Below are 12,859 nucleotides of genomic sequence, written 5' to 3' on the forward strand. Positions count from 1 at the left end.
AATGCCGCTCTCCACCTGCGGTTAGGAAGCGAAAACTGGATTGTGTGTGCAATTGATGGTATCGCGTTGCGGAAAGGATTTCCCGATGGAAGCTCCCATCGAAGATCAGGAAATTGCGAGCGTCACCGAGCGGCCTAAGCTGTCAGCATGGCTCTGGCAGCCGTGGTACGCCAAGCTCTGGTGGGTCGCGATCCCGGTCTGGTGGCTCGGTATGGCGGCTTCCGCCCGTATCGATTTCCTGGAGTCCTTCTATCGCGGAGCGCTTGCGGGCTATCTGAATATCCTGTTCTTTCCGATGACCGCGCTGATGGTGCTGGGCGTCGGCTATGTCAGGGAACGTCTTGATGATTTTGTGGGGCAGGGTCACGGTATGCCGCTGTCAGCCGATGAAGAAGCCGATGAAGAAGAGGTCTTCTTCAGAAGGCGCGCTCTTGAAGAGCACGAACGATTGGCGAAAAGGTGGCGGTCCGGGTTCGACCCATCAGATCCGCGGTCTGGGCCACTCTGGATTGGTAGCCCGTTGAACCCGCACAATCCGGGCTACATCAATCCGCACACCGGGAAATTTAACGCTTCTTGAATGTGCTGTCGCCGTCACCGGGACTGCCTTGGATATCGGTTGAAAAGCTTCCTTTGGAGAGAACGGAGTTTTGCTCCAGCGAGGTCAATGGACCCGTGATATCGAAGGTGGCGCGTCCATTGTCCGCCTCCTGAAGGTAGCGGTTGCGCATGCCGGCGCTGCCGAGGATGCGATTCGAAAGCTCACGGGAGAAGGTCGTCGCGGGATCGCTGGAGCGTGCTGCGGCACGCTCAGCGGAGGCAATTGACTCCCGTACATCGTAGTTGACGATGTCGAGATTTGATTGCGCGCTTTCGCTCGTGGTGCCTGTATCATGGCTTTCAAAGCCAACCTTCGCGCCGAGATGTCCTGCCGTAGTACGGTCGGCTCTTTCGATTGGTCCTTTCGAAGCCTGACGGCCCCGACCTGGACTGTTGCCGCGACCCGTCGACGTCTCGGTATCCGAGACACTGATATCCCTGCCAATATCGATGCCGAGATTGGTTCCCATCGTCGTTTGATCCTGGGCCAACCGTGAAAGCGATCTCTGCCAGCCCGTCTGGGCCATGATGGCCTGCACATCGCGCTGGAGCGTGTCGGCGACCTGCGGCTTCAGGCGCCATTCGCCCTTTCGGTCCATCTCGAACCCACCGCGCAGCCAATTGGCGAGCATGGCCTGGCCTTCGGCACCGCCGCCCATGAAATGCTCGACCGTATCGGGTCCCGCCTGCTTGCCGGCTTCGAACCGCGTGCTGGTGTCGCTGCGGGCCGATCGGCTGAAATCCGTACCACTGGAGACGAGAAGGTCGTTGTGCGCGAAGCTGAAGCGCGCGTGGCCGCCATTCGCGATCGCGCCGAGCTGGCTTTCGTTGATGAGGCCAGCCTTCCACATAGCGGCCGCCGTCTCAGGGGTGAGATTGAGGCTAAGGTCGCCATTCTGGTCCATGGCGATTTGCCGCTTCGACAGGTTGATGCCGCTCTTGGCGAGCAGGCCTTGCATCCGGGTCAGCCTCTCGCGGTCGACGATCGAGGTCAGGCGCTCGTTCCGCGCGCGATCGGCGATCCCACCAGCGCCGCCCTCGACCATATCGACCTGATTGCCCGCAGTGCGACCCAGCGCCTGGATGAAGCTGTCGAGCCGCGCCGCCTCGCGTGTCGAGACGCCGGCAGCGGCAGCCCCCTCCGCATAGCCGAAATTCTCCGACTGCCTGCGCTGCTCGCCGATGCGCGCCGCGCCCTGCGTGCCGTCGGTTCCGACCTCGCGCTGCGCGTCGAGCCTGCCTGAGCGTTCGGCGAAGTCGTAGCCGGCGGCCTCGCGCGTCCGTCTATAAACACTGGTGCCCTCGCGGCCTGCCTCGGCGCTGGCGCCATCGGCTGTCCCGACCTGCACGGCGGCATTGTAGTGTTCGAGCGCTGCTACGACCTGCGCCTCGTTTCTCCCTGTCGAGCGCGAAAGCTGGGAAATGGCCGAGCTGCGCGCCTCGCCGGAAAGCGCGTTGATGAATCCGACCCGGCGCGCGGTCTCGTCGACGGAGAGACCAAGCATGGAAGCGGCCTCGCGCTGGCCATGGTTGCTGCCGCTGCGCCAGCCCTGCTCGGTCGCAACATTGGCGCGCTCGATGCCCGCGACATTATCGCCGGCATGGTCGCGGCGCCCCTCCATAGCACCGACCTGGACCTGCGCCGATGTCAGGTCGTTCCTCAGCATCTGCTCCTGGTCGAATGTGTTGGCGATCAGCTTGCCGAACATCGGATCCGCCTGCGCCTCTCCAATCACGCCGGACGCCTTGAGCTCGGCATCGGCCGCCGAGTAGCCAGCCCGCTCGAAATGACGCGTCGCGCCCTGCATCATCATGCCATAAGCCCTCTGATCGCCGAACGCGCGCCATTGGACAAGATTTTGGCTGAAGGCCGCGAATGCCTTCTCGCCGGCTTCGCCTTGGCCGAAGTAGCTTGTCCCAAGACTGCGCAGTGCGTCCTTCTCGGCGAACTGGTGGATCGCGGTAGTCGCGGCATTGGCCTGCACGGCACGCGCCACAGCAGGATCGGCCAGATCCCGGCCGCCAAGCGCTGGCGCGAGGCTTCCCAGTTGGCGCGAGCCCTCGATGCCGCCGAGTGCGAGCGCTGTGCCCCCCGCAGTGCCAGGGCGCTCGCCAAGGATATGGCCAGCTTCGCCGAACATGCGGTTGGCGCCGAATGTCGAGCGTTCCCCAAAATCGCCGAAGCTTGAGGTCGCGGCCGCGCGTGAGCGGGTGCCCATGGCCGATGCTTGCGCTTCGAGCGCCGACGCCCGGCCCTCGGCCGTACCCATCGCCGCCGCCGCCGCTGTGCCCTGGCTGGCTACTCCAAGCGAACCCGATGTGAAGGAGGTGAAGACATTCCCGCTGAAACGGAAGACAGTGAAAACGAATGCGCCAGCGAGGCCGGCGGCGGCCGTGCGAAAGCTGCCGAAGATCGCCAGCGCTTTCATCGCCGCTGAAGGAGCAAGGAGCCAAGCGTTGGCCGCAAGCGCGTTCGAACGTAGTTCCGCAAGCGTCGCGGTCGCCCGGCCTAGCGTGAGTTGATAGATGCCGGCGTCGATCACGCCCCAAAGCGCGACGAAGACGAACATGCCGAGCGCAAAGCTCGCGACCCGCAGATTGATCGGCGTCAGGATGAACAGGAGCGCGATCGGGATCATGAACAGCATGATGCCGAACACGGTCGCCCGGATCGTCGGCATCCACTCGTTCGCGACCGACATGGTCGCAAGGCCGCTCGAGATCACCGCGCGATTGGCCATGACCCTGGCCGCGCTGGCCGGCGAATCCTCGAAGAGGACATCGCCAACCGTGTTGCCGAGAAGGATGTGCGTCAGGAACGCCTGCGCACTTAGCGGCCGACCGAGCATCATCTGCCCCATTTCGCCGAGCTGCTGTCGGCAGCGAACCATCTGCTGAGCGTTCTCCGTGTCATAGCCGGTCCGGGCGCAGATCTGTTTGGAGTAGCCGTCGAACAGGACCGGGTCTGAGAGACGATCCGAGATATGTGCCCACGCATCGCTGCAGCTGACCGTCGTGCCGCCCTTGTCGGCCGCGGTATAGACCGTCGAGAAGGTAGCGGGCCCTGCCATCGCCCCGAGAGAAGAGGGCAGGTCGGTCGACGTCCGAAAGAGCTGGTCATCGTCCACGCCATAGGCGGCTGATACCCGCGCGACCGGATAACATTGCCGGACATAGTCCTTGATCGTCGCATCAAGGAAAATGTCGGTCATCGGCCCGCGCGGCGAGACAGCGTTGAGGAATAGGTCGAAGCTGTGCCCGCCCGCGCCGAACTCGATCTTGGCATTGGGATCGAGTGTGTTGTCGTCGATCGTCTCGACCATCGCGCGTTCGATCATGTTGGTCGCGCCGGCGACAAGCACGAGGAGATTGGGAACACCGCCGACCGGCTGATAGGCATTGCGTACCCGGTCATAGACATGGACCGTGCCGGTTGTGGCGATCAGCCCGACGAACAGCCCGACGCCGATCAGGATCTGGAAGCCGAAGGCGACCAGCCCCATGCCCGACCCCCTGATGCTGGCGATGATCGCGCCGAGGCCAATCCCGACCGTCGCGACGATCATCACCAGCGTCTCGTAGCGCGGATCGCCAAAGATCATCGAGACCAGGCGGAATGCGTCGACTGTTTCGGCGAAGCCGTCATAGGTGTGGAAGCTTGCGTCGACCGCAAGGGCGGGTGACGCGAGGACGATGGCGGGGAGGGCGGCAAGAAGCCTCAAGAGCCGGCGCATGACGGTTCGATCCTATTGATTGCGGGCAGCGGCGCCGGCAGCGTCGCGGGCATCGCGATCACGCTCGCGAAGCAGCCCCGCATAATTGGTGGAGAGGTTGGCTTGGTTGAGGGCGGCCATGTAGCTCTGACGCATCTGCGCGCGCTGGCGCAGCACCTCGTCCCTCAGGTCCCGTAGCTGCTCGATTCCCTTCGTTAGAATGCGGGTCTGGCAGACATTGGCGTTGTTGCCGTCCGCCGAGCCCGCGACCGTCGCCCCGCGTTCCGCATTCGTCACGGTGAAGTCGATCGTGCGGGTCAGGTCATTGAGCATCTGGTAGGCGAGGGTGAGCGCGACCAGTTCATCCGTGTCGCCGATGACGGACTCGACCACGCCCTGGCGCACGCCCCATTCGAGCATGCGATAGACGGGAAGCGTGCGGACGTTGGCCACGAACTGCCGCTCTTCGGCCGATAGTGCAGCACGCGTGCGGATCTTGGTAGCAATCGACTGCATGCGTTCGCGCGCGAGAACAAGCGCGCCCCGTCCGCTGCCGTCCTGGGCGCAATCAGCGCTTGTCGGCGGAAAATTGAGCGTGCGGCGCTGGACGCGCCCGGTCAGGAAGTCCTGCGCGCTCTCCGTGTCCTGCGCGGGGCATTGGGGTATAGCCGTAAAGAGTGGGACCCGGTCACCATCATCCCAGCGCATATACACGTCACCAACCCGCGCACGCATCACGCTCGCCCAGTCGCCCGCGCCGACCCGCGACGCAGCATGCGAAAGCAGCGAACCGGTCCGGAAGATGTCGGTAACTTCGGCCGGGCAGTTCGCGAGCGCGTCCTTGAGATCCTCGGTGGGATTGTTGTTGTTGGCCTCGATCTTCTCCCGGCTCTGCTGATAGCTCTTGGCGAACCCTTGCTTGACCGAGCGATACCCGGTCATCTCCTCGATTATGCCCGACATATTGTCGTCGCCCTTCGCGATCTGGACCATGCGGTTGGCGAGACGGCAGTCGTTCACTTGAATCGAATTGAGGAAGTTGGTGGCCGCCTCCATCTTACTGATTATATTGCCCATCTTTTCGTCCAGGGTTTCCAGCAGATACTGAAACGCAACGGCCGGTGCTGCCTGAAGAATGCTCTCCAGCTTCTGCACGAGATAGTCGGGATCAAGGAACGACATGCCGCCCAGAAACATGTCGATGCCGCCGCAGCCGGCGCGGACCTTGGGCAGGCTCACCGACATGAGATAATCGTTATGGACATCGACGCGGCCAGACATGCCGCCAGCGGTCACATAGCCGCGCGTCTGATCCTCGAAGCTGCCGGGCGATGAATAGGTGACATTGTCGAACCAACTCTCCGCCCAGCTCTGCGCGTGCGCGGGGGCTCCGAACGAGAACGCGGCGAGGACAAGAACGATCAACGCGCGGATGGTGGCGCGGCGGCAAGCGAACATGGCGGGCTCCGGACGATGGGGAATGAAGATGAAAGGACTGAGGCCGCCATTGCTCAGTGCCTTCCCGGTCGGGTCACCGGCAGCCCCACGATGCCGGTGAATTTGGACATGGCCCTGACGCCGACCGCGGGCCTCACCCCCGTCAGCATCTTCGCGGCAAGATAGAGATTGCGGGCCAGATTGGGTGAATGGTCGGTGCCGATCGCCACCGGCACGACGCGTACATCATCCGCCAAAGGCCTCACCCAGGCGACGGGATGTCCGACCCAGGGCAGTCCAAGACGCCCCGAACGGATCATCGCTTCCTGGCTGCCGATCGTGCGGACCTGCCAGCCATAACGCGCGCCCAGCGCCGTCAGCTTCGTCCAGAGATCGCCGCACGGCACGCAGCCAGGTGTTGTCGTCATCTCAATGACGAACGCGGCGCCATGTCCGCGCAGCGTGCTCGTGAAATCGTCGGGAAAGTCACGGGTGACGGGAACCCGCGAGAGCCAAACCTGCATCGACTTCGCGTCGCCAACAGGGTGGATTGCGGCGCGCATCGCGTCGTCGCGGCTCACTGCCTGCGCCGCAGCCGAACCCATGCCGATGACGAGACCGGGGATGCCGAGAAGGATGAGCCCGCGTATCACGGCCTCGGTTCGCCCGATGCCTCGACGAGATCGCCGCCCAGAGCCCTTGGGTCGCTCGCCGAAACTGGGCCGTTGCCCAAAGCGTCGAAGAAGCCCGCGTCCTCGCCCGGACCGGTCATGAATTGCTCCGGGCGGATGTCGCCGCGCAGGAGGCGTACCGCCTGATAGGCCATCTGCGCCAGGTTGGGATAAGCCTCCACGCCCGAGGCGATGATCATGCGCTGCTGACTCCCTCGGCGGATGATCATCGTCGTCGGCGTGATCTCGACCCCAAACCGCTCTCTGACGTCGGGCCGCTTGTCGATGTCCATGAGCGTGACCTGCCAGCCCATCTCCTCCTGGAAGCGCTGGATGATCGGCCACTGGACACGGCAGTAACCACAGGTCGAACGTGAGAACATGACGAGCGCGAACTCGCCGGCATGGGCTCGCAGGTAAGACCGCCGGATGGCATCCTTCTGCGCCGAGAGCTCGGATCGGGCATCGCCGACCATCGGGTTGGCCGATTTCGAGTTGAGCTCGGGATATTGGAGCATCGCGATCTGGGTAATGCCGGCGAACGCGCGCGCCTTGCGCCGCGCAAAATCCTGCAGCCGCCAGAAATCGGCAACGGCATCGACCGTCAGGACGGTCGCGGCGTAATCGCGCTGCTCCTCGATGAGCTTGCGGATCTTCGGCGGAGTCCAGGTCGCGAGTTCTGCCATGGGCGGAATGAAGGGCTTTACCGCCGCGTCCTTCTCGTCCGGCTTTTCACCGGAGACAGGCGGGGCCTGATACCACCAATAGCCCTGCTTGGAGGCCACTGCAGCCGAGGGCACACCTTGAGCGCTGGCTGATTGGGATACGACGAGAAGGCCCGTAAGGCCCATGCCGACGACGGAAAGTCGATGACGCCGGAACCGCACTTGTATTGACATTGTCGTGGCAAATTGCCAGATGTCGACAAGGAGTTTAGCGAAATGGCACAGCACGCCCCTTCCGATCGCAGCGCCTCTGCGCGTAAGAACGATGTCATCCAGATCAGGGCCGCGGCCGAGCTTAAGGCGATGCTCAGTCGCGCGGCCTCTCTGCGCGGCCAGAAGCTGTCCGAGTTCATGCTTGCGAGCGCGCGGCGGGAAGCCGAGGCCGCGATCCTCGATCAACGCACCTTCTTCCTGGATGCCGAGAGCCATGAGCAGTTCCTCAGCCTTCTCGATGCACCGCCCATGCCGTCGCCGCAGCTTGCGAAGCTGATGAAGCGCGAACCAATCTGGAATCGCTGATCGGACCCGTCGCCTGTTTCCATGTCCAAGCGCCGTGTCACACCACCCGAAAGACTGAACGCCGACCATGAGGTCGCCACGTTCGCCAACGGTCGGCATGCTTCGCTCGACCAATGGCTCCGCGAGCGCGCGATTGGCAGCGAAGGCTCCTCCGCACGCACCTATGTGGTCTGCAATGCCGACCGTCCCCGACAGGTGGCGGGCTATTACACGATTACTACTGCCATGGAGGAGCGGGCCGCGCTGCCCACGGCCAAGCTGCGCAAAGGCATGCCGGACAAGGTGCCTTTGCTTCTCATCGCCAGGATGGCCGTGGATACCGGTTTCCAAGGGCTTGGCCTTGGCACCGATCTGCTCGCCGACGCACTCCGCCGCTGTGCCGCCGCCTCCGAGATCGCCGGCGTTCGCGCCATTATCGTGCATGCCATCGACGAGCACGCCGTTGGCTTCTACACGCGGCATGGTTTCGTCGCTTCGCCGCTGGGCGAGCGCGTTTTGCTGATGCCGATCGAAGTTGTCCGGGCCTTGCAGGGCTGACCGCAAGCACCATTGCAAAACGAAAAGCGGTGCCTCCTGAGGCTCCGCGGAACGAAACGTCCCCCGGAACTCCCGTTGATCACGCGCCCTCACAGGATGCGCTCCATGCGGGTGAGAGTTGCGATCGGCAGCAGCCCGAAATAGCGGCTATCAAATCCGCGTACGTGCGGCGAACCGACATAGGCCATGCCGGCCGGGATGATGCCACTCCACCTCATATGGTCGAGTTTCATCCCGTTATGAGCTTGCGGAACGCTGACACCCAGAAGCTCCCCGTTGCAATAATAATGACCGTCCCTGCTGTTGCGGACGAGGGGCGACGGCGTCTCGAACATCGTCAGTCGGTCGCCCGGCATGCAGAGCGCGTGCTTGGTGACGGAAACCGGGTTTGGCCCGGCGATCGGGTGACGAAGCATGAACATGACATAGTCCCCGCGCGCGATCGGTCCCGGACTCCTGCGCACCGCGAAGGCATCGATCGAGGGGGTCATAACCAGAGTCACCTGCGGGACGACGAGCGCTGCAAACAATGCCACCGGCAGGACGACGAGCATGGCGCGCCAAAGCCGGTCGGGCCGCGCCGGCTGATCCGGTCCGGGTGCGCCAAGCGCCATCGCGGCCTTGCGCGGCAAGTGGCGAAGACGCGGCCAGAGGCCGGCGATCGCTCTAGCGAGCGCCCAGAAGAGCCTGAACATGATTTGCCTCCTCCTTTCCGCCGAGCCGGGCATATTCTTCGAGCATTCCGGAAAGCGCGCTGTCGCCGAAGACGACATGGGCCGCGCGCGGGCTTTCATCATCACGCTCGCAATAGGCCTGGGTTGGATCGCCCGGGATCATTGCAAGCGCGGGAACCCGGGCGATTCCATGCTGGCGGAAGACGATCGGGTCGACGATGAGCTGAACGTCGCGCATGACGCAGTTCGGCCCTTCGCAGCCGGGGTCGAGCCTGAGGATTTGCGCCGTCAGTTTCGCCATCGGACCCATCTTCCGCAGACCCCCGGGCACCCCGCGAAACGCCATGACGCCGCGCACCTTTTCGAGCTGGACAGCATAGTTGCGCAGCGTCGAGATCGGCATGGACGACGACACGAACAGCACTGGCACCCAACCCTTGGCAGTTGCCGCCGGGTTTGCCTTGGCAAGCGCCTGCTCTTCGGCAGGCTCAAGCCCCAGAGCTTGGCGCAGCGCCTTGGCTTGCCGCTCGCGCTCAGCCGCGAGACTTGCCTCGCCGCGCGCCTGTGCAGCCCGAGCGCGCGCTTCCATGTCCGGCGCCGGGGCCCGCTTGTGCAGACCTTCGAACGCGCGTCGGCGGTCGGCGGCGTTGTCGGTGCGCGGAAGCCGGGGATCCGGCTGATGCGCTGCATCCTCCTTGCCGCGCGAGACTGCGTTTTCCAGCCGGTCCAAGCTCGCCTGGCCCTGATCCGCGGCGGACTGCCGCGCGCTATCCTGTGCAAGCGCGGCGGTCGCAGCGCCCAGAAGCGCGAGAAGGGTGGCGCTATGGATTGACTGCTTTGAGATACGCATCGATGCGCTCCCCCATGTCGATTTGGATGTCGGACTGAGCGCGGGCTTCGATGTCCGCATAATATTCGGAGAGATCCATCTTGCTGAAATCCAGCGCCTGGAATTCCTCAGGTGTGAAACCCCGGCACATCGGCTTCTTGGCCGTACCCCAGAGATTGCCGTTGAAGGCCTTGAGCTGGGGACGGCCCTGCTCCTGGATGATGCGGCCGAGCTTGGTGTTGAAGCAGCAATTGCCGCGCGCTTTCTGCAGGCAGACGCCCAGGAAGCTCGATGTGCAGTAGCTTCCGATCTCATGGCACATGCCCGACGAGCGAAGCATCGCCGTCTCCATGTCCTGCTGGTCGCAGCCGGAGAACAGGAAATCGATCATGAAGTTGATCGCGAGGCTGACCGCCAGCGAGGTCGGGTCGAGGCCGACGATCAAGGCGTTCGCGCCGGCGCTCGCGGCCTGGCTGGCGGTCGCGCCCGCCTTGAAGGCGACATAGGCCGCCTTCATGCCGGTAAATACGCCCTTGGCGACCGCGATCTTGGTGCCGATCGACGAGATGGACGAGCCCATCCCGTCCTTGACGATCTTTCCTTTATCCTTGCAGCAATTCGCGAAAGTCGTCGAAAGCCCGGCGGGCCGGCACCGCACCCCGCGGCCCGAGAATATCTCGATGTTCCCGAGGCAATTGCCGTCGGCATCGATGCCGCCGTCCGGTGCGGTTCCTGGATCGTCCATCGGCGGCTCATCCACGATCGGATTGCTCGCGAGATCCGCACATTGATTGGGCGAACATGCCGGCGCGCCACCGTCGGTCTTCACGAGGCAGGCATATTGCGGGCCGACCGGGCAGCTATACTGGCCCATGGCATCAGCCACGCAGTCGACCTCCTGGATCGGGCAGAGCCAGGCACCGCTGGTCGTGGAACGGCAGCTCGCCTGCTCGCCTTCATCGGCGGCGTCTCCATTGTTGTTGAGATCGGCAGCGCAGAACTGCTGGGCGCTGGCGGCAGTGGGACAGGCAAGAGCGAAACCCACGCCGAGCGCCAGCGCGAGCGCGGCGCCACGCGGGTCGAGATACCAATATCTCGTTGCCGGGAGGCCCGTCATTGCACGCTCCCCGTGCAAACCAGGTCAGCGCCAGCAAGACGCACGGTTTGCATCATCACGACCGCCTCGGGAAAATCATCTAGGCACCCGCAGGCGGAGACGACTTCTTCCCCGGGGCCTGCCGGGCATTGATTGTCGGCGGTGCAGGCGTGGAAGAAGGTGTCATAGCCGGTGGGCACATTCTGTTTGGTGCCAATAACCCCATCGATTGCCGCTTCACTGTTCGCCTTGGGCGCGCGGGTCTTGCAAACCGGCTCACAAGCCGGAACCGAGCCGCGATCGGGCAGGCTGAACGCCCGGGTCGACGTAGCGAAGCTGCCGTCGCTCTGTCGTGCGCGGTCGGCGAGCAGGGTCTCGGTCGAATGGTCGGTAATATAGGCGCCGCGGCTCGTATCGGGCTTCGCTATGTCATCGACGGTGCAGCGATAGGTCCTGTCTTTCAGGAAGAAATCACGTGTGAGGTCGGTCGGGCAGGCGGGGCCACCCAATATCCGGGTCTGAGGCAGGGGCCGCAGGCCCGTCGCGACACCATTGATCCAGGTCTGGACGCCGTCGACCAGCTCGCTGTCCAGCTTGCATTGTGGATCGGCCGCAATCGTCCCACAGCTATCGACGACCTGCTCGAGCGTTTTGCAGCTATTGTCGACATCGACATGGATCTGCGCGAAGCCTTCGCCGCCTTCCGCGACCGCGACGCGCAGCCAGACCTCGTGATCTCCGGCGGTAAGAAATGGTTTAAGATCGAAATTTGGATAGGAATAGAACGTCCTCTTGAGTTCGCATTTGCTGGGCGGCAGCCCCATCGACGTCCAGGACGAGGGGCCCGACCCGACGAGTTGCCCATCGACCCGCACCTGCGCCCAGTCGTCCGCGAAGAACTGGGTCAGGCGGGCGTCAACGATGCGCTCGGGATCGCTGACATGCAGGGTCATGCGAAAATCGATCAGCGTGCAGCTTCCGCCGGCAAGGCTGTTGTCCGCGGGCGAGCCCATCAGGAAATCGAACGAGCTGCCGTTTTGAACCGTCGAATAGCCGCCCGAGGTTCGGCTGATGATATCCTCCGCGCCGGGCTTCAGCACGGTCACCCTGCGTTCGATGCTGCAATGCCGATATTGAAGCGAGGTGCCGGTGCCGACGGCCGAGCCCTTGAGCGCCTGAAAGACGGCGCTGCCGCTCGATGCGGAATAGGCGTCGGGAACGATGACCGTGGGATTGGATCGATATGCCGTCTGGGGCAGGTTGGGGTTTGACGAGCAGGCGGTCGACTGGGCGCCGACATAACGGATGGCTGGCCCGTCGATGACGGCTTCCGCGACCCCATAACGTGGATCGGCGGTCGTGAGCGCGCCGATCATCCCACCGCCCAGATCGCGCAGCACCGAGGCCATATTGCCCCAAGCGAGATTGGTGCCGCAGCTGTTGTTGACGCAGTAGCAGCCGGCGAGCCTGGGCATATCGACCGATGTCAGCTTCAAGGCCTTGGCCGCATCGACCTCCCAAAGGTAGAAGCTGCAGCCGTTCCAGCTGCCGGGCTGGCACGACACAACGCCGTTCGCGCAAATGCCCGAGACCGGCACAGGCAGGTTAGAGGTCATGTCGACCGTGCCATCGAGATCGGTGTCGCGCGCGATCGTGACCCTGCCCAGATCCCCGGTTGCCGAAGGCTGGATAAGCACCTCGAGCATCGTCGCGGTTTTCTGGCAGGCAATGTTGGGCGCGAAAGTGCGGCTGTTGTCGACAGTCGAGATCGGCTGCCCGGCAAGGCCCGGCGTCACGTAATTCTGTTGCAGCGCCTCGCTGTCGCTGGTCTTGGCGCGTGCCGCGTCTGCTGCCGAACGAGCGCGCTCCTCCATCGTCTGCGCCAAGGCAGGCGCTGTCAGAGGAATGGCCAGCGCGGTCGCGATGATGGAACAGGCGGAGAGGAGGCGCCGGTCCCACCGGGGGAGCAGTGCGGCCGCGCTGGCCGGGGGTGGAGCGACGCCGCCAGGGGGGCTTGGCGGCGCCGCTCCGGTCCCGCACGGCAGCCATCGGCCGTAG

The 12,859-nt window shown here is 64.0% G+C and carries 11 protein-coding genes; 3 read left to right on the top strand and 8 right to left on the bottom strand.

What is annotated here, in order from left to right; all coding sequences use genetic code 11:
• The first annotated feature begins 85 nt into the window (after positions 1-85).
• Positions 86-580 carry a hypothetical protein gene (locus HL653_RS12125; RefSeq protein WP_171744737.1) on the top strand — a complete coding sequence of 165 codons (495 nt, stop codon included), beginning with the start codon at positions 86-88 and terminating at the stop codon, positions 578-580.
• Here the strand turns inward: HL653_RS12125 and HL653_RS12130 are convergent.
• From HL653_RS12130 to HL653_RS12145, 4 genes are read right to left on the bottom strand one after another with little or no spacing between them, the layout of a single operon-like run.
• Positions 567-4,334, bottom strand: a complete 3,768-nt coding sequence (locus HL653_RS12130) for a conjugal transfer protein TraG N-terminal domain-containing protein (protein WP_171744738.1) — start codon at positions 4,332-4,334, stop codon at positions 567-569. The genes HL653_RS12125 and HL653_RS12130 overlap by 14 nt on opposite strands.
• 12 nt (positions 4,335-4,346) lie before the next feature.
• Positions 4,347-5,771, bottom strand: coding sequence for a conjugal transfer protein TraH (locus HL653_RS12135; RefSeq protein ID WP_171744739.1), 1,425 nt, complete (start codon positions 5,769-5,771; stop codon positions 4,347-4,349).
• A gap of 53 nt (positions 5,772-5,824) precedes the next feature.
• Positions 5,825-6,355, bottom strand: a complete 531-nt coding sequence (locus HL653_RS12140; protein ID WP_253718059.1) for a hypothetical protein — start codon at positions 6,353-6,355, stop codon at positions 5,825-5,827.
• Between the two features lie 44 nt (positions 6,356-6,399).
• On the bottom strand, positions 6,400-7,206 hold the full coding sequence (locus HL653_RS12145; RefSeq protein ID WP_253717966.1) for a conjugal transfer protein TraF: 807 nt from the start codon (positions 7,204-7,206) through the stop codon (positions 6,400-6,402).
• A gap of 156 nt (positions 7,207-7,362) precedes the next feature.
• Between HL653_RS12145 and HL653_RS12150 the strand changes: the two genes are divergently transcribed.
• Both HL653_RS12150 and HL653_RS12155 read left to right on the top strand, forming a co-directional pair.
• The gene (locus tag HL653_RS12150; protein WP_171744740.1) at positions 7,363-7,665 is read left to right on the top strand and encodes a DUF1778 domain-containing protein; all 303 of its coding nucleotides are present in this window, start codon (positions 7,363-7,365) and stop codon (positions 7,663-7,665) included.
• 21 nt (positions 7,666-7,686) lie between these two features.
• A complete protein-coding gene (locus HL653_RS12155) occupies positions 7,687-8,202 on the top strand; it encodes a GNAT family N-acetyltransferase (RefSeq protein WP_171744741.1) in 516 nt (171 codons plus the stop codon).
• Positions 8,203-8,291: 89 nt separating this feature from the next.
• On the opposite strand, the gene HL653_RS12160 is transcribed toward HL653_RS12155, so the two are convergent.
• Genes HL653_RS12160 through HL653_RS12175 form a run of 4 tightly spaced genes read right to left on the bottom strand, consistent with a single transcriptional unit; the run spans position 8,292 to position 12,675 of the window.
• Positions 8,292-8,897, bottom strand: coding sequence for a S26 family signal peptidase (locus HL653_RS12160; protein WP_171744742.1), 606 nt, complete (start codon positions 8,895-8,897; stop codon positions 8,292-8,294).
• A complete protein-coding gene (locus HL653_RS12165; RefSeq protein WP_171744743.1) occupies positions 8,869-9,726 on the bottom strand; it encodes a type-F conjugative transfer system pilin assembly protein TrbC in 858 nt (285 codons plus the stop codon). The genes HL653_RS12160 and HL653_RS12165 overlap by 29 nt, the downstream gene beginning before the upstream one ends.
• On the bottom strand, positions 9,698-10,822 hold the full coding sequence (gene traN, locus HL653_RS12170; RefSeq protein ID WP_171744744.1) for a conjugal transfer protein TraN: 1,125 nt from the start codon (positions 10,820-10,822) through the stop codon (positions 9,698-9,700). Before traN ends, HL653_RS12165 begins: the two co-directional genes overlap by 29 nt.
• Positions 10,819-12,675, bottom strand: a complete 1,857-nt coding sequence (locus tag HL653_RS12175; RefSeq protein WP_171746935.1) for a hypothetical protein — start codon at positions 12,673-12,675, stop codon at positions 10,819-10,821. The genes traN and HL653_RS12175 overlap by 4 nt, the downstream gene beginning before the upstream one ends.
• Between the last annotated feature and the right edge of the window lie 184 nt (positions 12,676-12,859).

Origin of the sequence: Sphingomonas sp. AP4-R1 (assembly GCF_013113735.1) — a bacterium.
In the GTDB taxonomy this organism is placed as follows: Bacteria; Pseudomonadota; Alphaproteobacteria; order Sphingomonadales; family Sphingomonadaceae; genus Sphingomonas_I.

Bases quoted from the DNA above. Each gene is read 5' to 3' on its own strand.
- HL653_RS12130 (WP_171744738.1), bottom strand. From the start codon at position 4,334: ATGCGCCGGCTCTTGAGGCTTCTTGCCGCCCTCCCCGCCATCGTCCTC.
- HL653_RS12125 (WP_171744737.1), top strand. From the start codon at position 86: ATGGAAGCTCCCATCGAAGATCAGGAAATTGCGAGCGTCACCGAGCGG.
- HL653_RS12165 (WP_171744743.1), bottom strand. From the start codon at position 9,726: ATGCGTATCTCAAAGCAGTCAATCCATAGCGCCACCCTTCTCGCGCTT.
- HL653_RS12135 (WP_171744739.1), bottom strand. From the start codon at position 5,771: ATGTTCGCTTGCCGCCGCGCCACCATCCGCGCGTTGATCGTTCTTGTC.
- HL653_RS12140 (WP_253718059.1), bottom strand. From the start codon at position 6,355: ATGGGTTCGGCTGCGGCGCAGGCAGTGAGCCGCGACGACGCGATGCGC.
- traN (WP_171744744.1), bottom strand. From the start codon at position 10,822: ATGACGGGCCTCCCGGCAACGAGATATTGGTATCTCGACCCGCGTGGC.
- HL653_RS12155 (WP_171744741.1), top strand. From the start codon at position 7,687: ATGTCCAAGCGCCGTGTCACACCACCCGAAAGACTGAACGCCGACCAT.
- HL653_RS12150 (WP_171744740.1), top strand. From the start codon at position 7,363: ATGGCACAGCACGCCCCTTCCGATCGCAGCGCCTCTGCGCGTAAGAAC.
- HL653_RS12160 (WP_171744742.1), bottom strand. From the start codon at position 8,897: ATGTTCAGGCTCTTCTGGGCGCTCGCTAGAGCGATCGCCGGCCTCTGG.
- HL653_RS12175 (WP_171746935.1), bottom strand. From the start codon at position 12,675: ATGGAGGAGCGCGCTCGTTCGGCAGCAGACGCGGCACGCGCCAAGACC.